Annotated in this window: 24 protein-coding genes; 10 read left to right on the top strand and 14 right to left on the bottom strand. The window is 58.0% G+C overall.

The window, feature by feature from the left end:
- Nucleotides 1-28 precede the first annotated feature (28 nt).
- Nucleotides 29-1,396 carry a WS/DGAT/MGAT family O-acyltransferase gene (locus FDP08_RS13575; protein ID WP_137436666.1) on the top strand — a complete coding sequence of 456 codons (1,368 nt, stop codon included), beginning with the start codon at nt 29-31 and terminating at the stop codon, nt 1,394-1,396.
- Between the two features lie 3 nt (nt 1,397-1,399).
- Here FDP08_RS13575 and FDP08_RS13570 read toward each other — a convergent pair whose 3' ends face one another.
- Both FDP08_RS13570 and FDP08_RS13565 read right to left on the bottom strand, forming a co-directional pair.
- Nucleotides 1,400-1,807: an NINE protein gene (locus FDP08_RS13570; protein WP_137436665.1), complete on the bottom strand. Its 408-nt coding sequence runs from the start codon at nt 1,805-1,807 to the stop codon at nt 1,400-1,402.
- Between the two features lie 378 nt (nt 1,808-2,185).
- Nucleotides 2,186-3,292, bottom strand: a complete 1,107-nt coding sequence (locus tag FDP08_RS13565) for a helix-turn-helix transcriptional regulator (protein ID WP_137436664.1) — start codon at nt 3,290-3,292, stop codon at nt 2,186-2,188.
- Nucleotides 3,293-3,523: 231 nt separating this feature from the next.
- On the opposite strand from FDP08_RS13565, the gene FDP08_RS13560 reads away from it, so the two are divergent.
- On the top strand, nt 3,524-4,414 hold the full coding sequence (locus FDP08_RS13560; RefSeq protein WP_137436663.1) for a metal-dependent hydrolase: 891 nt from the start codon (nt 3,524-3,526) through the stop codon (nt 4,412-4,414).
- A gap of 239 nt (nt 4,415-4,653) precedes the next feature.
- On the opposite strand, the gene FDP08_RS13555 is transcribed toward FDP08_RS13560, so the two are convergent.
- Together FDP08_RS13555 and FDP08_RS13550 are read right to left on the bottom strand one after the other, a co-directional pair.
- Nucleotides 4,654-5,754, bottom strand: a complete 1,101-nt coding sequence (locus tag FDP08_RS13555) for a GGDEF domain-containing protein (protein ID WP_137436662.1) — start codon at nt 5,752-5,754, stop codon at nt 4,654-4,656.
- Between the two features lie 135 nt (nt 5,755-5,889).
- The gene (locus FDP08_RS13550; RefSeq protein ID WP_137436661.1) at nt 5,890-6,705 is read right to left on the bottom strand and encodes an SDR family NAD(P)-dependent oxidoreductase; all 816 of its coding nucleotides are present in this window, start codon (nt 6,703-6,705) and stop codon (nt 5,890-5,892) included.
- A 178-nt stretch (nt 6,706-6,883) separates the two neighbouring features.
- On the opposite strand from FDP08_RS13550, the gene FDP08_RS13545 reads away from it, so the two are divergent.
- Nucleotides 6,884-7,342 (top strand): NfeD family protein, encoded by a 459-nt coding sequence (locus tag FDP08_RS13545; RefSeq protein WP_137436660.1) that lies wholly within the window; start codon nt 6,884-6,886, stop codon nt 7,340-7,342.
- Nucleotides 7,343-7,344: 2 nt separating this feature from the next.
- The gene (locus tag FDP08_RS13540; RefSeq protein ID WP_137436659.1) at nt 7,345-8,379 is read left to right on the top strand and encodes an SPFH domain-containing protein; all 1,035 of its coding nucleotides are present in this window, start codon (nt 7,345-7,347) and stop codon (nt 8,377-8,379) included.
- Nucleotides 8,380-8,415: 36 nt separating this feature from the next.
- Here FDP08_RS13540 and yfbR read toward each other — a convergent pair whose 3' ends face one another.
- The gene (gene yfbR / locus FDP08_RS13535) at nt 8,416-9,009 is read right to left on the bottom strand and encodes a 5'-deoxynucleotidase (protein WP_137436658.1); all 594 of its coding nucleotides are present in this window, start codon (nt 9,007-9,009) and stop codon (nt 8,416-8,418) included.
- A gap of 106 nt (nt 9,010-9,115) precedes the next feature.
- Here yfbR and FDP08_RS13530 point away from each other — a divergent pair, with 106 nt between their 5' ends.
- Nucleotides 9,116-9,928 (top strand): type 2 periplasmic-binding domain-containing protein, encoded by an 813-nt coding sequence (locus tag FDP08_RS13530; protein ID WP_228263308.1) that lies wholly within the window; start codon nt 9,116-9,118, stop codon nt 9,926-9,928.
- A 10-nt stretch (nt 9,929-9,938) separates the two neighbouring features.
- On the opposite strand, the gene FDP08_RS13525 is transcribed toward FDP08_RS13530, so the two are convergent.
- Nucleotides 9,939-12,845, bottom strand: a complete 2,907-nt coding sequence (locus FDP08_RS13525; RefSeq protein ID WP_228263307.1) for a DUF748 domain-containing protein — start codon at nt 12,843-12,845, stop codon at nt 9,939-9,941.
- Nucleotides 12,846-13,024: 179 nt separating this feature from the next.
- On the opposite strand from FDP08_RS13525, the gene pdxH reads away from it, so the two are divergent.
- From pdxH to FDP08_RS13500, 5 genes are all read left to right on the top strand, one after another.
- Nucleotides 13,025-13,660: a pyridoxamine 5'-phosphate oxidase gene (gene pdxH, locus FDP08_RS13520; protein WP_137436657.1), complete on the top strand. Its 636-nt coding sequence runs from the start codon at nt 13,025-13,027 to the stop codon at nt 13,658-13,660.
- On the top strand, nt 13,641-14,390 hold the full coding sequence (locus FDP08_RS13515; protein WP_228263306.1) for a 4'-phosphopantetheinyl transferase family protein: 750 nt from the start codon (nt 13,641-13,643) through the stop codon (nt 14,388-14,390). The genes pdxH and FDP08_RS13515 overlap by 20 nt, the downstream gene beginning before the upstream one ends.
- Before the next feature lie 2 nt (nt 14,391-14,392).
- Entirely contained in the window at nt 14,393-14,980 is a 588-nt protein-coding gene (locus FDP08_RS13510; protein WP_137436655.1) for a DNA-3-methyladenine glycosylase I, read from the top strand.
- A gap of 108 nt (nt 14,981-15,088) precedes the next feature.
- Nucleotides 15,089-15,394: a DUF6482 family protein gene (locus tag FDP08_RS13505; RefSeq protein ID WP_137436654.1), complete on the top strand. Its 306-nt coding sequence runs from the start codon at nt 15,089-15,091 to the stop codon at nt 15,392-15,394.
- Nucleotides 15,391-15,843: a DUF3429 domain-containing protein gene (locus tag FDP08_RS13500; protein WP_137436653.1), complete on the top strand. Its 453-nt coding sequence runs from the start codon at nt 15,391-15,393 to the stop codon at nt 15,841-15,843. Before FDP08_RS13505 ends, FDP08_RS13500 begins: the two co-directional genes overlap by 4 nt.
- Before the next feature lie 23 nt (nt 15,844-15,866).
- On the opposite strand, the gene FDP08_RS13495 is transcribed toward FDP08_RS13500, so the two are convergent.
- From FDP08_RS13495 to FDP08_RS13465, 8 genes are all read right to left on the bottom strand, one after another.
- Nucleotides 15,867-16,865, bottom strand: a complete 999-nt coding sequence (locus tag FDP08_RS13495) for a sigma-70 family RNA polymerase sigma factor (protein WP_137436652.1) — start codon at nt 16,863-16,865, stop codon at nt 15,867-15,869.
- Between the two features lie 119 nt (nt 16,866-16,984).
- Nucleotides 16,985-18,427 (bottom strand): aspartate kinase, encoded by a 1,443-nt coding sequence (locus FDP08_RS13490; protein ID WP_137436651.1) that lies wholly within the window; start codon nt 18,425-18,427, stop codon nt 16,985-16,987.
- A 52-nt stretch (nt 18,428-18,479) separates the two neighbouring features.
- Entirely contained in the window at nt 18,480-19,748 is a 1,269-nt protein-coding gene (gene ectB, locus FDP08_RS13485; protein WP_137436650.1) for a diaminobutyrate--2-oxoglutarate transaminase, read from the bottom strand.
- Nucleotides 19,749-19,879: 131 nt separating this feature from the next.
- The gene (gene ectA, locus FDP08_RS13480; protein ID WP_137436649.1) at nt 19,880-20,395 is read right to left on the bottom strand and encodes a diaminobutyrate acetyltransferase; all 516 of its coding nucleotides are present in this window, start codon (nt 20,393-20,395) and stop codon (nt 19,880-19,882) included.
- Nucleotides 20,396-20,544: 149 nt separating this feature from the next.
- Nucleotides 20,545-21,495, bottom strand: coding sequence for a metallophosphoesterase family protein (locus tag FDP08_RS13475; RefSeq protein ID WP_137436648.1), 951 nt, complete (start codon nt 21,493-21,495; stop codon nt 20,545-20,547).
- An 8-nt stretch (nt 21,496-21,503) separates the two neighbouring features.
- On the bottom strand, nt 21,504-22,907 hold the full coding sequence (locus FDP08_RS13470) for a sodium:solute symporter family transporter (protein WP_137436647.1): 1,404 nt from the start codon (nt 22,905-22,907) through the stop codon (nt 21,504-21,506).
- Between the two features lie 212 nt (nt 22,908-23,119).
- Nucleotides 23,120-23,293 carry a hypothetical protein gene (locus tag FDP08_RS20340; RefSeq protein ID WP_170979033.1) on the bottom strand — a complete coding sequence of 58 codons (174 nt, stop codon included), beginning with the start codon at nt 23,291-23,293 and terminating at the stop codon, nt 23,120-23,122.
- A 25-nt stretch (nt 23,294-23,318) separates the two neighbouring features.
- On the bottom strand, nt 23,319-24,281 hold the full coding sequence (locus FDP08_RS13465; protein ID WP_137436646.1) for a radical SAM protein: 963 nt from the start codon (nt 24,279-24,281) through the stop codon (nt 23,319-23,321).
- Nucleotides 24,282-24,308 lie beyond the last annotated feature (27 nt).

The raw sequence follows: 24,308 nt of genomic DNA, 5'->3' as shown, positions 1-24,308 counted from the left end.
ACAACCAGAACAATGCGAGATTCATACCGTGAAACCACTGAGCCCGATAGACCAGGTGTTTCTGTGGCTGGAAAAACGCCAGCAACCCATGCACGTTGGTGGCCTGCAGCTGTTCTCGTTCCCTGAAGATGCACCGGATGACTATGTCGCACAGCTGGCAGACCAGTTGCGGGAACAATGTACGGTGACCCCTCCGTTCGACCGGCGCCTGAACAACCGGTTCGGCCAACCATTCTGGGTGGAAGACGAGCATCTGGACCTGGAGCACCATTTCCGGTTTGAAGCTCTGCCTACCCCGGGCCGTATCCGGGAATTGCTGGCGTTCGTCTCCGCAGAACACAGCCACCTGATGGACCGGGAACGGCCGATGTGGGAGTTCCACCTCATTGAGGGCCTGAAAGACCGACAGTTCGCCGTTTATATCAAGATACACCACTCCCTGGTGGATGGCGTTTCCGCCATGCGGCTGTTCCAGCGCATGCTGTCCCAGGACCCGGAACAGCGGAACATGCCCCCGATATGGTCACTGCCGCTGCGCAGCGGCAACAAAAATGACGACAACGGCCCGTCCATGTGGCGCAACGTCGCCCATCTGCTGGGGGAGTCCGGTAAACAGCTGGGCACGGTGCCGGCTGTGTCCAAGGCACTGTTGAGTACCGTCAACCGCGCGCGAAAGGACCCCGCCTACGACTCCATCTTCCACGCCCCCCAATGTGTGCTCAACGGCAAGATCACCGGCTCACGACGCTTCGCGGCCCAGTCCTATTGCCTCAAGCGCATCAAGGCGGTGTGCAAGGCCTACGAAACAACAGTCAATGACGTGGTCATGGCCATGTGCGCCACGGCACTGCGAACCTACCTGATGAACCAGGATGCCCTGCCGGAGAAGCCACTGGTGGCGATGGTGCCCGTCTCCCTGCGCAAGGATGACAGCTCGGGCGGGAACCAGGTGGGCATCATCCTGGCGTCGCTGGGCACTCATCTGAACGACGCGGCTGAGCGGTTGCGCTATATCCATGAAGACGTGAAAGCTTCCAAAGAGCGCTACGCCAACATGTCTTCAGAGGAAATCCTGAACTACACCGCTTTGTTGCTGGCACCGGCAGGCTTCAACCTGCTGACCGGCCTGGCGCCGAAGTGGCAGACCTTCAACGTGGTCATATCCAACGTACCCGGGCCAAAGGAACCCAGTTACTGGAACGGAGCGAGACTTGAGGGGATGTATCCGGTGTCCATCGCCATGGACCGGATTGCCCTGAACATGACCCTGACCAGCTATTGCGACCAGGTAGAATTCGGCCTGATCGGCTGCCGCCGCACCCTCCCCAGCCTGCAGCGAATGCTGGACTACCTGGAAGAGGGCCTGGCCGAACTGGAAAGCGCAGCCGGGATTTGAGGTTTAACCGAACCTTACTTCCCGGTTACGCTGCGAAATCTGGTCATTCAGCGTCCAGAAATCATAGAGCACGCCCACCAGGAACAAACCACCGGTGAGCAGGTAGAGGATCCCGGTGATCCACTTGCCCATGTACATCCGGTGGAGCCCAAACACCCCCAGGAAGGTCAGCAGAATCCAGCCAATGTTGTAACTCACTTCACCGGACTCATACCGTATGTCGGCTTCCCGGTCCATGGCGGGGATCAGGAACAGGTCGATGAACCAGCCGATAAACAGCAGCCCGAGCGTAAAGAACCAGATGGTGCCGGTAATCGGCTTGCCATAGTAGAACCGGTGTGCCCCCAGGAATCCGAAGATCCAGAGCAGGTAGCCGATGAGTTTGCTGTGGGTATCCTGGTTGATTTCCATTTGGTTTCCTTGTGACGTTGGTTGTGGCTGGATTCTTGGGCCCCAGCCTGCTGGTTCTGGTGCCTGGTTGGGGGGCTGGATTATTTTTCCTTGGGAAAAAGAACTCGCTGCGCTCAGACACCTTTTTCCTGGCGGAAAAATAATCCAGCCCCCCATCCGTCAGACAGTTAGGGCATAGTCCCCGATTACAAGCTGAAAGCAAGTGAACGAAACGAAAGACAGCCATCTCCCATGGTCTCTGGGTGTGGGGTGGTGGTATTTATTTTTCTCGCAAAAAATGGTGTCTGAGCGAAGCGAGTTCATTTTTCGAAAAAATAAATACCACCACCCCGCAACCACGCTCCCAAGCCAGAGGCCTAAAAGACCAGGGCACCAAACTCAAGGCCCAACTTCAGGAGCCGGGTCCAGACCGCCTTCGCGGAATTCGCTGGCGGACTTGCCGGTCCACTTGCGGAAGGCGCGGCTGAAATTGGACAGGTCGGCGTAGCCCAGCTCGTAGGCGATCTCGCTGACTGACTGGTTGGTGTAGCGCAACAGCTGAATGGCGCGGTCTTTCAGTACGGCTTCCACTATCTCCCGGTAAGTGGTGTCCTTTTCGGCCAGCCGCCGCTTCAGGGTTCGGGACGATACGCAGAAACGTTCGGCCATGGCCTCCAGGGAGGGCAGTGGGCCCGGCATCATGTGGAGCATGTTGCGGATGGCATAGGTGATGTCGCCCTGGTCTTTCAGGGCTTTTTGCAGCTCGAACTCGCACTGGTCCCGGGCCATCCGGGATGCCTCTGCATCCGCCAGCCGCATCCGGGTGTCCAGCAGGCCCTTGGGGAACACCATGGTTTCTTCCGGCTGGCCGTATTCGAACGGCACCGGCAGCTGGGAAGCGAATTTGCGGTAGTAGGCCGGTTCCGGTGATGTCAGTTGCACTTTCACACCGGGAAGTTTGCCATCCACCAGCGCAAATCCCTGTTTTTCCGCATCTTCGCGGTCGATCAGTTGCTCTGCCAGCATCATCAGGGTGGCGCTCACGGTTTCTGCCAGGAAGCGGTACTGGGTAGGTACGTCGAACTCGGACCGTAACCGCACCAGCACATGGTCACCGGTGTCGGTAAGGGTCATGGTCAGGAACGGCACCCGCAGTTGCAGGTAGCGCCGCACCGAATCCAGGGCACCTGCCAGCGTGGGGCTGGTCAGAGCGGCAAAACCGAGTGTGCCGTGAATGGTGACCCGCAGTTCGCGGGCCAGCATGAAGCTCAGGCCGTCTTTACCGGCCAGATCCAGGGCCCGCTCTACCATCACAATGGCGTCGGTGACGAACACCCGGCTGTCGTTGGACTTCAGGTCATGGGGAGCAACGTCCATGCCCTCATAAAGGCTGCGGTCGTTGTAACCCAGTTGTCGCACCACATCCGCCAGCACCCGCAGATACACACCGGGAACCAGGAACACTCCCAGCATCTGCCGTTGTTTTTCCGGGCCCGGGTTCGCCATGCAGGATCCTTTTTTTGTTGTGGGAGCACTCATTGCTACCGATGCTATCAGAAGCCCGACACAGCGGCACTGTGACTGGAGGCACCTGCAAGCACGTCAGCACAGTCAATTGAGGCCAGCGCTGGCCCTTACTCCACGATGGCCGTCCCCTTTTCGCATTCAAAGGCTGCATTGACTCACCCACACTGGAACTATCACATCAGCCATAGCGCCAGGCGCAGGAGTACAGACATGCTGAGAACCAAAACCACTGAGTCCAGGCCGGTTGCCCGCACACCGGACAACGTTGCCATCAAGCCTCAACGCATGGGTTTCGAGTTCGGGGAGAAAGTGCCGCACTACTGGCTGGACAACAGCTACACCCTGAGCCACACCATGAACGCTCTTTCTGTGCTGTTTCCACAGGGCGAACAGTTTTTCGTGGATTCGGTCCGCTACTTCCAGGACCAGATCAAGGACCCCAAGCTGAAAAAGGACGTGCGGGGCTTTATCGGCCAGGAGGCCATGCATTCCCTGGAGCACAAATCCATGAACCAGCATGTGCGGGATCAGGGTATGCCGGTGGAAGAGCTGGAAGAGCATCTGGAAGTGGTGCTGGGCATTGCCAAAAAGCTGCCTGAACGCCATCAGCTGGCCATCACCTGTGCCCTGGAGCACATGACGGCGATGATGGCGGACATGCTGCTGGCGCGGGATGACGTACGCGAAGACATGCACGAGACCATGCGCCCGCTGTGGGTATGGCATGCCATTGAGGAAACCGAGCACAAGGCGGTGGCCTACGATGTGTTCAACCAGGCCGGTGGCACCTACGCCGAACGTACCTTTTACCTGGCCTTCAGCACGGCGGCACTGGGTGTAATGAGCAGCTACTTCACCACTCGGATGATGCTGAACGACCGTAAGAACTTTTCAATGAAGGACAGCGCCCGTGGTCTGTGGCAGATGTGGGGCAAGAACGGAACCTTTTCCAGCCTGATCCCTACCTGGCTGGAGTACTTCAAGCCTGGCTTCCACCCCTGGGACCATGACAACAGTGAGCTGATCGCCCGGTTCAAGGAACAGATCAACGAGTATATTGCGCCCGAGTATCGTAAGGGGAATCGTCGGACCATCCAGTGAGGAACGACTAACTCCGTACGGTCGTAAGCGGGCACCCTCTGCCAAAACCGTGCGGAGCCATGGGTGAAGAGCGAAAAGCTCTTCACGGGCTGGCCATGGATGGCCTGCCCAGGACCTTCAGCGCGACGCAGGAGCGATAAGCGCTGAAGGGCGGAGCCCGAGCCGCACAGGGACGTCTTGAGGCGTGTTTTGGCAGAGGGTGCCCGCTTACGACCTGCGCCGAAATCCAGGTTATCGGCTCAAACAGGTCCGTCCGCAATACGCGACCCTTTAACGGCAGACACACCGGCTCTGGCAACCATGTTGCGTCCGGCGCGTTTGCAGCTGAAGAGACAGCGATCAGCGGTCCGGAAGAGTGTCTCGGCTTCGGTGCCGTGGTCGGGGTAGTGGGCAATACCGAAAGACGCTGTTACCCGGATAACGGCTTCGCCATAGCAAAGTTCGCTGTCAGCAATGCGCTGGCGCAGTTCGTCCATCAGTTCGAAAGAATCCTCCGGCTTCACGTCCCGCAGAATTAACCCGAATTCCTCCCCACCCAATCGTCCAACGGAGTCGGTAGTGCGAAGACGTTCGGTCAGGCGGCGACTGATGTCACGCAGCACCTGGTCTCCTGCGTCATGGCCCATGGTGTCATTGACGATTTTGAAGTAGTCGATATCCATGATCACCAGTGCAAACCCGGAACCGCTGCGTTTGCTCTCGGCGAGGGTCCGGCCCAGGATGCTCTGGAAACTGGCGCGGTTGGAAAGGCCGGTTAGGCCGTCAGTCTGCGCCAGGGTGAACAGTTTCCGTTCAGCTTCTTCGCGGCGGGTTTCGTAGAGATGGATGAACCCCAGCATCAGCACGGCGCAGAGCACCATGTTCAGCAGGTCAATCATGCTCCGTGCGTTGGCAATGAATTCCAGGTGGAAATAAAAGGCGACACAGCCCGCTACCATGAAAGGCACACTGAGAAAGAAGCCTTCCTTCTTGCCGAGAAGGAGATAGGCCAGGACCGGCATCATCAGCACCCAGACGAAGGCGGTTACCGAGGCGTCGGGCACCAGCATGATCAGCAGAAAGAAGGAAAATCCGGTGACCAGGTAACCGTATATCCAGCCCTGCAGATGCGGCGTCCGGTTGATCCGGGCGACTCCAAGGAACAACACCCCACTGGCAACAAACTCCCCGGCTGCGAGCCAGAGGTAGCCGTTGAAAATCTGCAGGCTGCCGAAAATAACCAGGGCGGAACCGGTTACCAGAAACAGCGCCCGCATCAGTGAGCGGCGATGGGTGTCCCGCAGCCCTGAGCGGCTTTGCTCAAGCGACGCACCAAGGTCCGGGTGCTGTGGTGTTTTCATGCTGCCTCTTTCCCTGAACTACAGCGGACGGGAACTTCCCCCTGTACGTAAAATATACAGGGCCAGTTACCGGGCATCAATCACTCCGGCAACCGGTCTGCAAGCCAGGGTCTTCGGCAACGACTGCCTGGCAGGTCAGATGTAGAGGTTTTTGCGGGAAAACCGCTCCACCAGAGGTTGATAGGCTGACCCGAGCACCCGGTTCAGGGCATCAATGCCCCAGGCATCGGGCCCCACGAGAATGCGGGATTCATCCTTCAGGATGCCTTTCACTATGGTCGTGGCCGCTTTTTCCGGTGTGGTCATGGCAATCTTGTCGAACCCCTTGCGCTGGGCGTCGGCATTCTCGGACTTGCCCATGCGGGCCGAATTGGCAATATTGGTGCGGATACCACCGGGGTGTACGCAACTCACTGCGACCGGCTGCTCTTCCAGCTTCATTTCCTGGCGCAGGGACTCGGTGAAGCCGCGAACGGCGAACTTGGCTGCATTATAAGCGCTCTGTTTGGGTACGCCAATCAGGCCAAACACACTGGAAATATTAACCACGTGGCCGTCCCCGGAGGCAATCAGGTGCGGCAGAAATGCCCGGCTGGCATGGGCCACGCCCCAGAAATCGATATCCATGATCCACTTGAAGTCCTCGTCCGTCATTTCCCGCACACTGGCCGACAGGGCCACCCCGGCATTGTTGATCACCAGATTGACCTGTCCGAAGTCGCTCACTACCTGATCTGCGTGGGCATAGATCGCATCACGGTCCGACACATCCAGGCGGTAGGTTCTGACCTCGGCAGCGCTGCATTCGGCCGCCGTTTCGGCAAGACCAGCTTCGTTGACGTCCGACAGCGCCAGACGACAGCCCTTTGCCGCCAGTGCCACGGCCAGTGCCCGCCCAATACCGGAACCCGCGCCGGTTACCACAGCTACCCTGTTGTTCAGATCCTTCATCGTCGATGACCTCTTGTTATGCGATGGGTGACTTACTCTAACAGGTGTCGGGCCAGGGGATATGGCAATAATGCACTCCCTCCGGGGGCAATAGAGCCACTTTCTGTGACCCACGCATCGGTGACAGGGTACAATTGCCGCCTCTCATCACTTGTCTGTCACCAACGGATGTATCTGTATGGAATGGAGTCTTACGCATTTCTGGCTGATTCTCGCCCTCGTGCTGAGCCTCGCGGAGCTGACGTCTGGCGTACTGGTCCTGCTGGCTCTGGGTATCGCGGCCGCGCTGACGGCACTGCTGACTGTTCTGGGTGCTCCGTTTGAGTGGCAACTGGTGGGCATGGGCGTGTTTTCCGGCATTCTGGTGCCCGTCGCCATTCGCTGGATCAAGCCACGATTTTCACCAAAAGGCGTGGCATACGGGACCACCGGCACGGGTGTCGAGCAGGGCAGGCCGTACAGGACGGTGAAGCGGGATTTTGACGGCGCCAGCGGCATTAAAGTCAACGGCGATTTCTACCGCCTGCGCACCAGCGATACCGACATGACCGAGTTGCCGCAAGGCACCGACGTCATTTTCGAACGTTTTGACGGCACCACCGCCGTTGTTCATACGATCAATCACAAGGAGCAGTAAACATGGAATCGGTTATTTCCCCCGGGCTGGTTATCAGCCTCATTCTCGTGGTCATTGGCATTTTCATCATCGCCAAGGGCCTGGTTATCGTGCGCCAGTCCGAGGTGATGGTTATCGAACGGCTGGGTTCATTCAACCGGGTCCTGGAAAGCGGCGTGAACATCATCATTCCGTTCATTGAGCGCCCCCGCGCCATCATCATGACCCGCTACGTCCGCATCGGCGACGAGTACCATCCCAGCAGCAGCTTCGAAACCCGGATTGATCGCCGTGAAACGGTCATGGATTTCCCCGGCCAGCCGGTAGTGACCACCGACAACGTAACCGTGAACATCAATGGTGCGCTGTATTACCAGATCATTGACCCGCGCCGAGCGGTGTACGAAGTGGCCAACATGAGCCAGGCCGTGGAGGTACTGGCAAAAACCACACTGCGTTCCGTAGTGGGCAAGATGGAGCTGGACAAGCTGTTCGAATCCCGCAGTGAAGTAAACAACGCCATTCAGGCGGAGATGGAAGAAGCCGCTTCAAAATGGGGTGTAAAACTGACCCGCGTTGAGGTTCAGGACATCAGTATGCCCGAAGAGGTGGAAGAGGCCATGCGCCTGCAGATGGCCGCCGAGCGAAAGCGCCGTGCCACGGTCACCGAGGCCGAGGGTGAGAAGTCCGCCGCCATTGCCATGGCACAGGGCCAGCGTGAATCGGCCATTCTCAATGCCGAGGGTGACAAGGAATCCGCGATCCTGCGCGCCCAGGGTGAGCAGGAGTCCATCCGGTTGGTGCTCAGCGCCATAGGCGATACCGAGGACAACAAGCAGACCGTTATCGGCTACCTGCTGGGTCAGAGCTACATCAAGGTGCTGCCCAATATGGCCAAGGACGGCGAGCGTGTCTTCGTGCCTTACGAATCCTCCGCTCTGCTGGGCTCCATGGGCATGTTCCGGGAACTGGCCGGCAGCCCCGAGGATATCGTACGCCAGAGCGTAAAGCAGGATGGCCTGCGCGGTGGCATGGTGGCTTCAGCCGGAAACAGCTGACGTCCCTCCGGGTAACGGACGCAGCCGCCGAAAGCCTTATTCCAGAAGGCTGTCGAGCGGCTGCTGGTAACCCGGTGCAAACACCTCCAGAAAGTACATCACTTCCGGCAAGCCCTCTTCTTCCAGCTTTTTCAGGATGTGACCTGCGGCTGGCTCGAATTCCTTGTTACCCGCCTGCATTTCCGCCTGGCATTTCAACAGTGCCGACAGCCGGTCCGCTGCCTTGATCAGCTCCTTTTCTTCCGGTGCCCAACGGGATTCGCGGATGTAGGGATCAAATTCATCACGGAGATCGTCAGGTAACAGAGCCAGCAATTCGCCCTCCGCTTTGTGCTCTATGTCCCCAAAAGCTTCCCGCATGACCCTGGAGTGGTATTTGACCGGTGTTGGCATATCACCCGTTATGACTTCGGTGGCATCGTGATAGAGCGCTGCTGCCGCAATCCGGTCAACATCCACTTGCCCGCCAAAGTGCCGGTTGCGGATAATCGCAAGGGCATGGGCCAGGGTTGCTACCTCCCAGGAATGGGTGGCAACGTTCTCTTCGATGGCGTTGCGCATCAATCCCCAGCGTCTGATCCAGCGAAGCCGTGATACGTAGGCAAAAAAATGGCTGAGAGGGCGGCTCATAGAGATTTCCCGTTTTGCATGAATTTATAATTGACCCCTTATGACAATGAACTGACGGTGCTAATCTGAATACTCGTTCAGCTTTTACCAGTGCGGAACCGCAATTTTGAACTTCAGACGCCTGCTTAAAACCGCCCTTCCGTATCTCTGCCTGCCTGTGGCCCTGGGTTTTGCAACCGGCGTCTCGTCGGAGACCGAGATCGCTGTCGGCGTCTATGATTTCCCACCTCTGGCTGCCGTGCGTGAAAACACCAGGGTAGAAGGTTTGCTGGGCGAGCTCCTTACCGAACTTGAAACTGCTGATCGGGAGATCACCTTTCGCATCGTACACACCTCTCCCAAGCGCAGGCACCTGGATTTTGAGGCAGGATTATACGACGTCATCTTCTTTGAGAGCCTGAACTGGGGTTGGGAGTCCCGGCCTGTCGCTGCCACCCGCCCGGTATTGACGGACGAAGACGTCTACGTAGCCCTCGACAAGCCCGGTCGGGATCAGAGCTTTTTCGATAATGTTGCTGACCGGGCTATTGTGGCCATCTCCGGTTACCACTATGGTTTTGCGGGCCTGTCCACAGACAACGCCGATCTGCAAGAACGCTTCCAGATTGAATTTTCCCACAGTCACGAGCGTAACCTGAATCTGATAAAGGCCGACCGGCCGTCGCTGGCGGAAGTGGCAATCATCAACCGCTCGTATATCCAGATGCATCTGGAGCAACACCCGGAGGACAGGGCTCGATTCCTGGTATCCGAAATGGCTGACCAGACCTATCAGCTCCGCATCATGGCCCGCAAAGGCGGGCCGATAACGGCCGCGACTTTGGAGCGGCTGTTATTACCGTTGATTGAAGACGGGCGTTATCAGCGGATGGTTGAGCGCCACGGGCTCCAGGTACCGTCCGAACTGGCTGGGCGCTGAGCCCGGAAACTCAGCGGGCATCCAGCTCAAAGCTGATTGTGACATTACCATTCTCATCCGCACTTGCATCACGCACGGGATCCAGCAGGTAGACCTGGCTTTCCGGCACCTCGTAATTCTCCAGCATTTGCTGGCGCAGCCAGACCCCCCGCGCGGAGGCCAGGTTACCAAGGGCCTCCGGCGGCAGCTCGATATCTGTAACCAGCCTTTCCACCAGCGCCTGCTCCCATTCCGACTGACTGACCTCGCCATCCTCACCGGCAACGTTGTCGCGGAAGGCCCTCAGCGAGGCACGGTTGTCCGAGCGGCCGTAGGCCTGTTCCAGCCCGGTGATACGCTCCGCGGCGGGTGCTGTGTCTGCGATGCCCAGTTGATCGAACAACCGCTGCCGCCTCAGTCCGCTGGCATCGGCCTGCGGTGAAACCGCTCCACGAACCTTCAACACCAGCGCTGGGCGATCGTTCAGCGCTGCGCCCAACGCCTCCAGTTTGACGTTTTCGCCTTCGGCCAGTGCCACCCGGCCCGGCTCGAAGCTGATTTCGCCCAGATCGTCTCCCGACAACCCGGCCAGATCCACAACGGAACCCAACATACTGAATGGTGATGTTGCCGCTTTTGCAACCAGGTTGACGAAGGCGTTCATGACCACCTGGCTGACACTGAAATCGGGGCTGTCGAGATCACCACTGACGGGAAGATTGATATCAATGACCCCGTCGCGGTTGCTCAGCAGGGCCAGGCCAAGCTTGACCGGGACGCTGAGCGCTTCGTCACTGGCTACCGCTTCGCCGAGCTCAAGACCATCCAGGATCACACTGTTGCCGGCATCAATAGTGCTACCGGTAAATGTGTAATCCAGGTCGAGGTTCAGTTTGCCGCTGTCGACCCCATAACCGAGATAACGGCCGAAGTAGGGCGATAACATGGGCAGAGAAACATTCTTCATACTCAGCTTGAGTTCACTGGTATCATCTGTTCCCAGAGCCCCCACGGAACCGTCAAGCGTCATGCTGGCAACGTCTCCAACGCGGCCCTGGATCGATACCTTGCCCTGCTGCGGTGCAATATTGCTCAAGCCGGTTACGGAGCCACGCAGCTGGTCAAACCGGGTGGCAAACGTCGGGTCCATGGTGCGGTCGGTATAGGACACAGTGCCTTCTTCCAGCATGACCTGACCGATACGGAAGATAAACGCTGACTCGCTGTCATCCGCCGAAGAGTTCCCGCCGGAGTCTTCCGCCGACGTCGACCGCACCATACGCTGCAGATTGTGAACCCCGTCCCCTGCACGAACCACATTGACCGTTGGCCCCGCCAGAGTGACGGTTCCGATTTCCAGCCGTGCCGGGGCCACATTGTACTCGACGGGTGCCAGGCGCAGGTTCTGCCAGCCAATCAGCCTCTCATCGCTGTCACCGAGACGAGCATCCAGCGACACCACCTCACCGGTGCCGCTGAAGGTGCCAGTCAACGGATCCTGCTGCTGGTCCAGATCCAGATTTCCGTCCACACTCAGGCGCCCGTCCCTGATATCCAGATTCGCCATTTCGCTGATATAGGCACCGAACTGGGCCAGGACAATGTCGGAGCCGGCAATTCCGGCTTCCAGAGTAAAAGGCATCAGTGTGGTCTGGCCGTTGAACACCAGGCTGCCGCCATCACCCAGAGTAGCCTCAGCCTTATAGTTAACCGGGTCTTCCAGGTGATGGGAAACCTCGTCAACCTGGACATTCAGATCCTTTAACGACAGAGTCGCCTCGGTCTTTAACTGCTCATCCCGCCAGTTCACCTCACTGTTGCCAAGTTCCACACCTGCCACCGACCAGCGGAAAGGCATGTCGCTGTCTCCAGAGTCCTCTTTCTGCTCATCGTCGTCACTTCGCTGAAATGGTTTGAGCAGGTTGATCGAACCATCCGGGTCGCGATGCAGTGACAGGTTAACACCGTCAATATTGACGGTTCCGGTGGCGGCTTCACGGCTATTCAGCCCGAACCGTATATCGCCGATCCGGATGCTCTTCGTGGTAAGCAGTTCGTCATCGCTATCCGCCAGGCCAAGGCCCAGGTTTTCAATGGTGAGCTGGCCATTGGAGGTGCTCAGGAACAGCTCATCAGCAGACTGCAGCTGGTATTCAGAGCTCAGAGTTACGCTACCGTTGCGCAGCTGATAGGGAAGATAGGGTTTGAGGAAGTGCTGAAGCGTGGTGTGAGTCACTCCGCCCAGCTTGATAAACCCCTTCGAATACAGCGGAGCAATGCTCAGGTCCCCCTCCCACTCGATGGTCTGGCTGCCGACCGCGGCCAGCAGGTAATAATTGCTGTCGGCTTCGTCCCGGGGCCAGGTGGCCAGATCGTTGATCGCCAGATCCAGCGGTGACACCTGGAACTCTTCCTGACCCTCCTGGCTGAAATCCCGGAACAACAGCTCACCCCCGGCGACCCTGACACGGTCAAAGTGCAGACGAACCGGCTCTGCGGATGCGCTCTCGTCGTTGGTGGTCTCCTCCCCCGGCGGGTTGTTTGCCTGCCAGTCCCTGGCATAATTCACACTGTAGTCTGCCAGCAGGTCCAGGCGGATGTAGGGTTCTTCCAGCTCAATATTCTGTAAGGCAACGACACCGGTAACCAGCCGCCAGAGCCCGAGATTGGTGAAAAGGCGATCAAAAGCGACAACACGCTCACCATCACTGTCATCCGCTGTCAGGTTCAGAATCTCGACACTCATGGTGAACGGGTTCACCTGGATGTCTTCCACCTCTGCCTGCCACCCCATGTGCTGTTCCAGCCTCTTCGGCAAAGCCCGCTCCAACCACCAGGGCAGACCAACAAACCCGATAAGGGCATAGATCACGACCAGAACCAGTACAACGACCGAGATATTTCTGGCGGACAATCGTCGTGTGCGGTTTGCAACCACCCTGTTCTCCTTGTTGGTTATCGGTGACGGGCCCAGCGCAACCCATTCCAGTTTAACAAGGATAGTCCGCAAGTGACGGTTTTGTCAGCCAGAACCGCTAGTGGACTGACAAGGCCCGATGAACCCGATATTCTGTCCTGACCGTATTAACCAGCGAATCCCCTATACAGGAAGCCTGAATGGACATTAGCGATATGCGCCGCGACTTCGAGAGCGAAGGCCTGGATCGCGACGCTCTCGATAGCAACCCGGTCAAACAGTTCCAGACCTGGTTCGGCGATGCCCGTGAAGCAGGTATTCTCGAACCCAATGCGATGTCACTGGCCACCACCGGCAGCGACGGCATGCCGGACATAAGAACGGTATTGCTGAAATATTTCGATGAATCCGGCTTTGTGTTCTACACCAATTATGGCAGCCGTAAAGCCCGGGAGCTGGCAGAAAATCCGAAAGCGGCCCTGCTGTTTCCCTGGATTGGTCTTAATCGCCAGGTACGGATACAGGGCAAGGTGGAGAAGGTGAGCAAGTCGGAGTCACTGCGTTACTTTGCCTCCCGCCCACGGGGCAGCCAGATCGGTGCCTGGGTATCGGAACAAAGTCAGGCGATTACCTCCCGGGGCCTGTTGGAGCAGAAGGTTGCGGAGATGAAGCGTCGCTTCAGCGCTGGCGAGATTCCTCTGCCGGATTTCTGGGGTGGTTACCGCGTAGTGCCTGAACGGATCGAGTTCTGGCAGGGCAGGCCGAGCAGGTTGCATGACCGGTTTGAATACGTGAAACAGAACGATGGGTGGATCATTGACCGACTCCAACCCTGACATTGCTCCCACGGTGTGGCTGTGCCGCGAACCGGAGTCAGACGATCCGGCTATCCCGCAATGGCTGACCGCGTTTGAGCAGGCCACGGTGGCCGCATTCAACGGTATTCGACGCCAGGAATATCTGTGCAGCCGCTGGCTGATTCGTCAGGCACTGGCAGGCGCCTCCGGCACCGCTGGCGCGGAATGCCGTCCGGTCGACGGCAGGCCGGTCTGCTCAGACCATCCCCCGGGATGGCACCTGTCGCTCAGCCACAGCCACGGCTTCTCTGCCTGTGCCGTGTCAGACACCCCAGGCCTGGGGCTGGACATCGAGCCCCGCAACCGGCATCCGCACTGGCAGAAAGTGGTCCGACGCTGGTTCACACCCAGTGAACAAGCCTGGCTGCTTGACGCCAACGACTGCGAAGACTTTCTCAAGGTCTGGACTCTCAAGGAAGCCTGGCTGAAAGCAACCGGGCGTGGTATTGCCGGCAATTTACAGACACTGGAGATTACCCCTGATTTTCAGCTGATCGGTGATCGCAGCGACGAGAGCTGGATGGCCTCCTCTGGCCAGGTCGGCGATTTCCTGCTGGCGCTGGTTTACCATCAATCCGGACATTCGTTACCGTCGGGGTCACTTTTACAGACCCCCGGGGAGCTCTTTGAGGCCAGCCAGCCGGCCCGACCCATTGCTCCGGTAGACTGGCTGTTCCACAATCCCGTCAACATCCGCAAGCAGGAGTGATTATGGAAGGTCAGCAACGTTGCCCCTGGTGCGGCGATGACCCTCTCTACATGGATTACCACGATAACGTCTGGGGCCGGCCGGAATACGATGACCTGGCTCTCTTCGAAAAACTGTGTCTCGACGGCCAGCAGGCGGGGCTCAGCTGGATAACCATCCTGAAAAAACAGGACAACTACCGGGCAGCCTATGACCACTTTGACCCCCGGCGCATCGCCCGTTACGACGACAGCAAGATTGAATCCCTGCTGCAGGACCCGGGCATTGTCCGCAACCGCCTGAAGGTAAAGTCCATTATCCGTAACGCCAGGGGCTATCTGGAGCTGCGGGAGCAGGGCCACTCGTTCAGCGATTTCCTATGGTCATTTGTGGACGGCAAACCGGTGCAGAATCACTGGCGCAGCATAGAACAGGTCCCGATATACACCCCGGAAGCAGAGGCCATGTCCAAAGCGCTGAAACAACAGGGCTTCAATTTTGTGGGGCCCACCATTGTTTATGCGTTCATGCAGGCGGTGGGAATGGTGAATGACCACCTGACCTGCTGCCCACAACACTCGGTGTGCCGGGAGCTTGCCGGCAAAGTGTGAACCTCCGTTTTTCCTGCCGGTTTCAGGCCGCCAGATGATCCCAAACCATCCGCCGCTCGTAAGTCCGTGGGTAGCACATCTCCCTCGAGTACTAATGAGAGCAAAACGGTGAGAATATCCCTGGAAGAACTCAGGCACATACCGGACCTGACCATAGACCTGCTGGAAATCATCTCTCTGGAGGGTCAGCAGTATATGGCAAGGCTGGTCATCGATGAGAAATACCACCTGCTATCCGACGCCAAGGGACAGACCCGACTGTTTCGCAGTAGCTGGCAGGTTCAGGACACCCTGGCAGCATTCAGTATTATCTCCACTGACGTGGTTCACCCGTCTGCCTACCACGAAATGGTTGGTATGGAGCCGGCTGACATCGAGCCCATGAGAATACGGGTGCAGGGGCGCGGCTCGTGATTGCGGTCGCCAGGCTGGCGATTGTCGTTGGCATTGCCGGGTTACTGCCTTTCCTTGCAGCCATACTCGGCCTGTTCATGATGCCCGCCAAAAGTGTGGCCATTATCGGTTACTTCTATCTATACAGCGCCGGTATCCTGGCCTTTATGGCCGGTATCTACTGGCCACTGGCCATGCAATTGGAAAACCGTTGCTACCCGATTTCACCACTGGTGACCATGCTGCTCAGCCAGGTGTTTTTCGTCTCGGCCGGCATCGGGCTTTTACTGCCCGTCGCAGCGCAGATCGTGCTTTACACCGTCGCCTACCTGGCACTGTATGTGGTTGATGCACGCTGGATGAAGGTCTATTGGCCGGACTGGTATCTGAAACTGAGGCTGGCACTGACCACCATTGTGTTGTTGTGTCAGGTAGCGGCCGGTACCTGGTTTGTTATCGCTCATGGCTGAGAACCAGCCTGAACCTCCGGAGCCTAGCTCCGGAGTGCCGCCTCCGGGCTTTCAACCAGATTTCTCAGTTTCTTGAGGGCGCCCTTTTCAATCTGCCTCACCCGTTCGCGGCTGATACCGAGATGGTCGGAAATCACCTGCAGGGTCTCCGGCTCTGGCAGGCCAAGCCCGAAACGCCGTGCCAGTACGTCCTGTTCCCGCGCACTCAGATCAGCCAGCAGCGCCGCCAGAGTGCGCTTGCGGTCGCGATGGAGCATGTCATGGTCCGGCGCGGACTGCTCACCTGCACTCAGGCTGTCACCAAGGGTAATTCCACCTTCGGTGGTCACCGGCATATCCACAGACACTTCCATGATGGCCAGCGCCCGCAGTTCTCCGATGCGCGATGGCGATACCTCAATTTCCCGTGCCAGCTCGCTCTGTGACGGCGTGCGGCCCAGGGTCTGGTGAAGCGCCAGGGAGGTTTTCTGGAGCAGACGGATTTCATCCACCACGTTCTCGGGGGTGTGCACCAGACGGGTGCCCCGCTTCATACAACGTTTGACCTCTTCGCTTATCCACCAGTAGGCGTAGGTGGAGAAGCGGAAGCCTTTGGTGGGATCGAATCGCTCAACGGCCTTGATAAGGCCAACATTGGCATCCTGGATTACATCCGACATCGGAATACCGCGGTTGGCGTAGCGCCGCGCAATATGGACAGCAAGCCGCAGGTTGCTGCGGATCAGCCGCTGCCGGCTGTCGGTGGCAAGATGGTAGGCGCGACGGCACCGGGTAGAGAAGGCGCAGGCATCCCCCAGGCTTCCGATAACTTCACGAAAGGTCTGGGGAGTGTCCTCCGGCAAGCCCATCTCCACAGAGATGACCCGGTAACAGAAAGACAATCTGCGGGAAAGACGACGCTCACCTTCGTTGGTCAGCAATTCGTAACGGGACGCATCCCTGAAGTACAGCCCTACCAGGGAGTCCGTTTCGCCGGAGTGGGCTATGGTCGGAGACGGCCCCGGGCTCTGGACATCAGTCATGGCACAGGTTCCGATCGTAAGTTTATAAAGGATACGCGCGGAACAGTGCCATGGATTCCCGGCTACCGGGGGCTCAGGAGCTAATTGCGGCAATTACGGACGGGATGAATCCCGCCCGGTTATGCTGCGACGATAGCGTACTCGTGATTGTAGGGCTCAATCAGCACGCCGTGGAGCGCCACGATGGTCTTCTTGTAGGCGTCTTCATCCACCACAAACTGGATGTCCACCTGGCGCATGCACTGGTGCAGGGCCAGAATGCTGATTTCCTCATCTGCCAGCGCCTTGACGGACTTTGCGAGGATACCCGGTATCTTGATATCACTGCCAATGGCAGAAACAATCGCCACCTTGCGGGTACTGATTTCCGCGTTGGGGAACTCATCCTTCAACGCCCGTACCACCCGCTTGACGTGCTTGAGCGTGCTGTCGACGTAGTGGGTAATGGTGTTGGCGTTGGTGTCCTTGGAGATAAAGCGCACCTTGAATCGGCCAAGCACTTCCAGAATGCGGCGGTCCGAGCCCGGTTCGCCCTGCATGTCCTGGTCAAACACCTCAATGGCAAACACGCCCTTGTTGCCGGCGATGATCTCCACCTGCGGCTTCTCACTGACGTAGTCGCCGGTGATCAGGGTACCGGTGTGCTCCGGCTCGAAGGTATTCATCACCCGCAGCGGAATTTCATTCTGGCGCATGCCTTTGCCGGCACGGGGATGAATGGCTTCCATGCCCAGGTTGGCCAGCTGGTCGGCCACATCGTAATTGGTACGGCCAAGAGGAACCACCTTGTCTGCGCCCACAATGTTGGGGTCGGCAGAGCTGAGATGGTATTCCTTGTGAATGATCGCCTCACGGGCGTTGGTGATCACCGCTACCCGGCTGAAGGTCATCTCGCTGTAGCCCCGGTCAAAGGTCCGCATCAGGCCTTCCTTGCACTGTGCATACCCGGTGACGATGGGCAGCTCACGGGTCAGGTCCACGGCATCGAAGGCCTGTTTGAGCTTTTCGTCCAGCGGCAGCAACTCGTTGTCGCGCCAGCCTGTCAGGTCCACGAAGCGTGCGTTGATACCTTCCTGCTGAAGCTTGAGAGCGGTGTTGAAGGCGCTGTGGGCCTCGCCAATGCCAGCCAGCATTTCACGTACCGTCAGCAGGTGTTCTTCCAGCTGGAACTGGCCGTAGGAACACAGGCGTTGCAGATCGATCAGGCAACCACGTACACCTTCAATCCGGTCGGTAATGAACTGGTCCGCCTGCTGCTTCAGCATGGGGTCCCCGAACAGTTCGCCGTTGATGTCGGTCAGGAACTTGATCAGCTTGGTGAGGTCGTCACCCCAGGCCCAGTCGGATTCCGCATCGGCAAACAGGGCATAAACGCCCGGCTCGCCGGTTTTCTTGTGCTCCAGCAGTTCATCGGTGACACCGCCATAGGCGGAGACCACGAATATGCGCTGGTAGAGGTCGTCCTTTTCGCGCCCGCCGAGAATGATGTTGTCGCGCACAGCCTCGTAGTTACTCATCGAGGTGCCGCCGATCTTCTCTACGGTATGTCGTTCGCTAGTCATAGTGTTACCGTTGTTATCCTGCAGAATGAATGGTTGGGGAATGGCAGTCGTCTCAGGACGCCTTGCTCATCCCTTCCTGCATGATTTCGTCCACGCTCTGTGCCAGAAGTTTAGCACCTTTGCGCAGATCATCCTCGCTGGTGGTCAGCGGCATCAGGCATTTGATCACTTCGTCGTTGGGGCCACTGGTTTCAATAATCAGCCCCTTCTCGAAGGCACGGCTGGTAATCTTGTCGGTCAGCTCGGCGTGGGTCGCTTCGATGCCACGCATCAGGCCGCGGCCCTTCATTTTGAACTCGCCCGGGTACTTGTCACAGATAGCCTGCAAACCTTCACCCAGCACCTCGGTTTTGGCCTTCACCTCGTTGGCAAAGGCGTCGTCTTTCCAATACGTCTCAACGGCTGCCCGAGCCGTCACGAACGCCATGTTGTTGCCACGGAAGGTGCCGTTGTGCTCACCCGAACTCCAGACATCAAGCTCCGGCTTGAACAGCACCAGCGCCATGGGCAGGCCGTAACCGCTCAGCGACTTGGAAACGGTGACAATGTCCGGCTTGATGCCGGCAAACTCGAAGCTGAAGAACTCACCGGTACGACCGTTACCTGCCTGGATGTCGTCCAGAATCAGCAGGATATCGTGCTTTTTGCACAGCTTCTCAAGGCCCTGCAGCCACTCGGCACGGGCAGCGTTAAGGCCGCCTTCACCCTGGACCGCTTCAACAATTACCGCAGCCGGCAGTTCGAAGCCGGAAGACCCGTCAGACAACACCTTGTCCATGATCTCCAGGGTATCGACGTTCTCGCCCAGATAGCCGTCGTAGAACATGAAGTCCACATTACCCAGCGGGGTACCGACACCGCCACGGTGGTGCTTGTTACCGGTAGCGGCAACCGCACCCATGGTCACGCCATGGAAACCGTTGGTGAAGGAAATGATGCCATTGCGACCTTTCACCTTACGGGCCAGTTTCAGGGCCGCTTCCACACAGTTGGTGCCGGTTGGGCCAGTGAACTGCATTTTGTAGTTCAGGCCACGGGGATCCAGGATGTGATTCTTGTAGGACTCAATGAAGTCGTGCTTTGCCGTGGTGAACATATCCAGACCCTGACTGACACCATCGCTTTCAATGTACTCCAGCAGGGCTTTCTTGAGAATGTCGTTGTTGTGGCCATAATTCAGGGATCCGGCGCCGGCCAGAAAGTCCAGGTATTCCTTGCCATCCTCGGTGTAGAGGTGCGCATTCTTGGCACGGTTAAAAATCACCGGAAAGGCACGGGAGTAAACACGCACTTCGGATTCAGTCGACTTGAAAAGTTCCATGGTTTTGCCTCTTAGCATGTCAGGTTCGAGGTAGTTGTGCGGTGGCACGTTGGTTGAGGCCGTTGTGACAGATTCACCTCAGCAATCTGCCGGCCAGTCCAAACAGGGGTATCGATCGTTCGGGAAGGCTGCTACGCCGGCTTCGTGAAAGGCCCGATGCGGAGCAGAAATTCGGAGTCGTGCTTGCCGCCGAAGTGGGTTTCTTTCTCAAAGTGCTCGTGAAAGGTGAGCTCAGCACCCATGTCACGGGCAAATGACCGGAACAACGCCCAGGAAGCCTCGTTGTCTTCGGTGATGGTGGTTTCCATATGGGTCACGTCTTTGCACGCGTCCCGGGCCACAATCGCCTTCAGCATCCGTTTGGCCAGACCTTGCCCACGACCTTTCTCGTGAACGGCCACTTGCCATACAAACACGGTTTCGGGCTGCTGGGGGGGAATATAACCGGAAATAAAGCCGACCAGATCGCCGTCTATCTCCGCCGCCACGCCGGTTTCGGCAAAGTGGCTACACTGCAGGAGGTTGCAGTAGATCGAGTTGGGATCCAGCGGCGGGCATTCCGCAACCAGCTGGTGGAGCCTGTAGCCATCATCCTTGACCGGTGTGCGGAGGTTGATGGCGGTGGTATTCGAGCCTTCTGATGTCATAACGTGATCGATTCGCCTCAAAAAGTTAGCGGTAAATTATATAGACCACAAAATATATTTCAAGTCAGGCTTACTGACTACCCTGCCAGGAATGCTGGCCTACTCTCTAAGAATAGACCGGATTGTGGCCTGCGCCAGTGACAAATCTGTTAAACAGCAGGAGGAAAAACAATACGATCTGACGTCAGGGATGTACCGTCGACGATGCGGCGCCGGTAAGACACAGCAGCGGCCGAACCACCGGGCCACAGCTGATCGAAGCGTGGCAACCACGCTCCCAGATCGTAGGCAACGGGCACCAGAGATACGTTCAGCCCTCGCCGCTCAAGACCGGCAACAGGTTCAAACTGCGGACTTGTCAGACCAATGCGGGTAACCAGCCCCCGCGGGTCCCGCGCCAGGTTACCCATACCCGCGGAGCCGTTATTAACCGCAACGCGACTGCGCTCTTCCACCGTTCCTGACCAGAGCACAGGCAGGCAGGTGTGGGTGGAGGCAATCACATCTGCACCGGACTCGGCAAACCATTCCGTCAGCTGCAATTCGTTGCCCGCCACAAACGACTCATGGGCCAGCCCCCATCCCGCTAGGGACTCAGGATCGCCGTGCACCACCAAAATCTTTAGGCCTCCAAATAACAGGCAGCGATAGCGTGGCAGCAGGCGGAGTCGTTTCTGGATGTCCGGGTGGTTACCAGCCACTCCCTGCAGCCGCTCCATGATGTGATTGGAGCGCTCGACCACGCCCTGGCCAACAAAGTCCGGGTAGGCACAGCCACAGCCCGCACCGTCACTCGGGGTAGCCAGCTCATAATCCACGTTACCCAGGCTGACCATATGATCCAGCACCCGGCAATTGATTTCCCTGAACAGCGTATCGCTGGCGTTGAACCAGTTGAAATCGCCATTGAAGACCAGCTTGACCCGGTGCCCCTGGCGCTCCTCTGCAAGCGCCATCCGCTCAATTTCATCGAGGGCGTATGGGTTTCCGTAGAGCCCGCCGATAATATAAAGCACATCTTCGGTGACCTGGCGGGGCTCCCGGCACAAATCGGAAGGTCTATATCGATAAGCCAGGGGGCAGCTTCTGCCTTCGTTCATAACAATACCTAGGCCTCACCGGCCGCCAGCGAGCGCCCCGCCAGCTTGCGGGCCACCAGCGGCAGGAAGAAGCCGGCCGTACAGATCAGGAAGCCGTAGGCGTTGACCCCAAGGAGCATCGCGTAGGCGCCGTCACCAATGGCCCAGCTCGCCGGGATCAGCCCCACGGCAAGCAACACACCCAATCCCAGGCCAGTCCAGAAACTCAGATGAAAACTCCACGGTGACCAGCGGGTAAAGCCGTAGAACAGGAATACCGGCGCCAGTCCCATCACCATGGTGCCGGAAATGGTCGTTGCTTTCAGAATATCAGTACCGGCGAACATCGGCAGGTTACCCAGAAGCGCGAACACAATCATGATCACCGCCCCCACACGCACGCTTGGCAACCGGTCCTTCGCCCGCTTCGCCAGCCGCGGAAGATCCACCGCCAGTGACTTGGCCAGTGAACTGAAGGTGGAGTCCAGCGTTGAGCCGGCTGACGTCATCATCACCACACTCATAAAGAACAGCGCCGCCAGCCCCAGCGACTGACCCACCGCCGCCGGCGCGTTACCCATGGCTTCAATACCGTTCAGCCGGGCATGGACACCCACCAGGCTGAAGATAAACACCGCCACAAAGCCCAGCAGCCCGGCCACCACAAAGCTCTTGAGCATGGTCTTCTCCTTATTCACGAAACCGCGGTCAGTCAGCACCGGATCATGAAAGGGATAGCTGAACATCTGCAAAAGGGCCACCAGCAACAGGTCAAAACCGGCATTGAGCTTGAACTCACCGTTGGTCAGCAGGGCACTGGTGTCGTTGGCCGGCACAATCAGGAAGAGCACCGCCCCGACAAAGAACACGAACACAAAAGCCTGGATCACATCGGTAAAAATCGACGACCGCAAACCGCCCTTGAGGCTGTAGGCCAGGGTAAACACCGTAAACAGCATGGCTGCGCCGTAGTACTCCCACTCACCCGGCAGCCCGAAATAACCACCAACCACCGCGGTATTGCTCCAGACCTCGTTGTACAACCGAATCAGAATCGCCGCCGCAAACGCCAGACTGGCAAGCCGGCCAAAACGGGACGTCAGAAAATCCTGCAGACTGCGGGCCCCGGTCTGGGTACGAATCAGGTAAATAATATAACCGGCCACCGGAATCGACAGCCAGTAACTGGCATACGCCAGCCCGCCGGTCACACCGTAAGCGGCACCCAGGTTGGCGGCATTGGTAACGGACTTGGCAAAGATCCAGCTGATAAAAATACTCGCCGTCAGCGACCACTGACCCACCGGATTGCCTTCGTCATCGGCTCCCTTGTAGAAGGAATTGGCGTTCTTGCTCTTGGGCGACAACACATACATCACCGCCCCATAAACCACCAAAAATCCCCAAAACAGGGAAGCTTCCGTGAAATTCATTGTCTGTTCTGTCCTCGTTCTTTGTTTACTATCCGGGGCTGGTTCGGTTACTTCGTGCCTTGGGTGCCTGAGTCAGTGGTGGAGGGGGTTCAAAAAAACGCCCGTGAACCCATCCATGGGGGGCTTGGTCGCGCCATCCCTGGCGCTCCACATTTTTTGAACCCCCTCCACCACTGCCTCTGTCTTCAACGTCGCCATGCCGTCCCCGACACCTAAGGCATAGCAACCCAGTCAGAACCCGCTTTTTCTTTTAACCAAACGAATGGCAGTGTATTTGCCGCGGTCTGGGGGTGGTGGTTTATTTCCGCCAGGAAAAAGGTGTCTGAGCGAAGCGAGTTCTTTTTCCCAAGGAAATAAACCACCACCCCCAGGCCGCCAATACCCATCAACCAGTCCTAAAAAAAGACCAAATCACCCCGGAGCAGAACAACTAGCCCCAAACCGATAACAGGAAAAACACCGGTGATGCCGCAACATAATCCGCTCATCCATACTCTCCGCCAGCGTCCCCCCGAGGTCATACTGCGGATCGTCATCCACCAACGTACAGGCATACACCCGCACCCGGTCACCCCGCTTCACCAGCATGCGCGTGTAAGTGCACATGAAATGGGAACGGGCCTCCCTGGTGGGGTACTTCTCCATGCAGGTTTCCGTGATTTCCGGGCTGCCGTCCTCCGAGCCCGGCGTACCCAGGTCCGGGAAGGCCGTAAACGCCAGGGTTTCCGGGATGCCCCATTCACGGAAGATGCCGCGAAACGCGGACTCCACACTGGAAACAAGCTCATCCGGGTCAGTCTGGCGCGCAATGGATACCTTGAAACCCTGATGCACCAGCCAGCGGATGCCTTCCAGGGCCTTGTCGAAACTGCCCTCGCCCCGGTCAACGTCGTGACGGGCGCGGTCGGGGAAATCCAGGCTGACGCGGAAATGGATCGGGTAAGGGTTATCCAGCAGCGGCAACACCTGATGGCGGCGTTTCAGCAGCGGGTCGGTGGCGTTGGTGAGCACGAAGCACGGCCGGTGGTGGCTGGCATAATCCAGGATATTGATGAAATCGCGGATCACAAACGGCTCACCACCGGTGAAGGAAAACTGCTCAACGCCCATATCCAGAGCTTCATGGATAAATGGCTTCACGTCACTCAGCTTCATGCCCGGAATGCGACCGTCGCCGGGGTGTGAACCCTCAAGGCAGAACGGGCAGGCCAGGTTGCAAGCAGTGCCGGTATGAATCCACAGCTCCTTTAGCTTGTCCGAGTCAATAAAGCCGCGCGGGTCGCCGTTGCGGGTGTGGGTCCAGCTGTCGCGGGCCCGGGGCTCCAGCACCTCTGCGGCGGGAATGCGTCTCTCGGCAGTTTGGGTCAGGGGCATAGCTGCTCCGTGTTTGCGGTGATTCAG

This window comes from Marinobacter panjinensis (genome assembly GCF_005298175.1).
GTDB classification, from domain to species: domain Bacteria; phylum Pseudomonadota; class Gammaproteobacteria; order Pseudomonadales; family Oleiphilaceae; genus Marinobacter; species Marinobacter panjinensis.
The sequence above is the reverse complement of the archived record's forward strand: the minus strand, read 5'-3'. Positions and strand labels throughout refer to the sequence as shown.

Bases quoted from the DNA above. Each gene is read 5' to 3' on its own strand.
- FDP08_RS13570 (WP_137436665.1), bottom strand. From the start codon at position 1,807: ATGGAAATCAACCAGGATACCCACAGCAAACTCATCGGCTACCTGCTC.
- FDP08_RS13545 (WP_137436660.1), top strand. From the start codon at position 6,884: ATGGAATGGAGTCTTACGCATTTCTGGCTGATTCTCGCCCTCGTGCTG.
- FDP08_RS13495 (WP_137436652.1), bottom strand. From the start codon at position 16,865: ATGACTGATGTCCAGAGCCCGGGGCCGTCTCCGACCATAGCCCACTCC.
- FDP08_RS13560 (WP_137436663.1), top strand. From the start codon at position 3,524: ATGCTGAGAACCAAAACCACTGAGTCCAGGCCGGTTGCCCGCACACCG.
- ectA (WP_137436649.1), bottom strand. From the start codon at position 20,395: ATGACATCAGAAGGCTCGAATACCACCGCCATCAACCTCCGCACACCG.
- yfbR (WP_137436658.1), bottom strand. From the start codon at position 9,009: ATGAGCCGCCCTCTCAGCCATTTTTTTGCCTACGTATCACGGCTTCGC.
- FDP08_RS13490 (WP_137436651.1), bottom strand. From the start codon at position 18,427: ATGACTAGCGAACGACATACCGTAGAGAAGATCGGCGGCACCTCGATG.
- FDP08_RS13510 (WP_137436655.1), top strand. From the start codon at position 14,393: ATGGAAGGTCAGCAACGTTGCCCCTGGTGCGGCGATGACCCTCTCTAC.
- FDP08_RS13465 (WP_137436646.1), bottom strand. From the start codon at position 24,281: ATGCCCCTGACCCAAACTGCCGAGAGACGCATTCCCGCCGCAGAGGTG.
- FDP08_RS13550 (WP_137436661.1), bottom strand. From the start codon at position 6,705: ATGAAGGATCTGAACAACAGGGTAGCTGTGGTAACCGGCGCGGGTTCC.
- FDP08_RS13555 (WP_137436662.1), bottom strand. From the start codon at position 5,754: ATGAAAACACCACAGCACCCGGACCTTGGTGCGTCGCTTGAGCAAAGC.
- FDP08_RS20340 (WP_170979033.1), bottom strand. From the start codon at position 23,293: ATGGGTATTGGCGGCCTGGGGGTGGTGGTTTATTTCCTTGGGAAAAAG.
- FDP08_RS13475 (WP_137436648.1), bottom strand. From the start codon at position 21,495: ATGAACGAAGGCAGAAGCTGCCCCCTGGCTTATCGATATAGACCTTCC.
- FDP08_RS13470 (WP_137436647.1), bottom strand. From the start codon at position 22,907: ATGAATTTCACGGAAGCTTCCCTGTTTTGGGGATTTTTGGTGGTTTAT.
- ectB (WP_137436650.1), bottom strand. From the start codon at position 19,748: ATGGAACTTTTCAAGTCGACTGAATCCGAAGTGCGTGTTTACTCCCGT.
- FDP08_RS13540 (WP_137436659.1), top strand. From the start codon at position 7,345: ATGGAATCGGTTATTTCCCCCGGGCTGGTTATCAGCCTCATTCTCGTG.
- pdxH (WP_137436657.1), top strand. From the start codon at position 13,025: ATGGACATTAGCGATATGCGCCGCGACTTCGAGAGCGAAGGCCTGGAT.
- FDP08_RS13565 (WP_137436664.1), bottom strand. From the start codon at position 3,292: ATGGCGAACCCGGGCCCGGAAAAACAACGGCAGATGCTGGGAGTGTTC.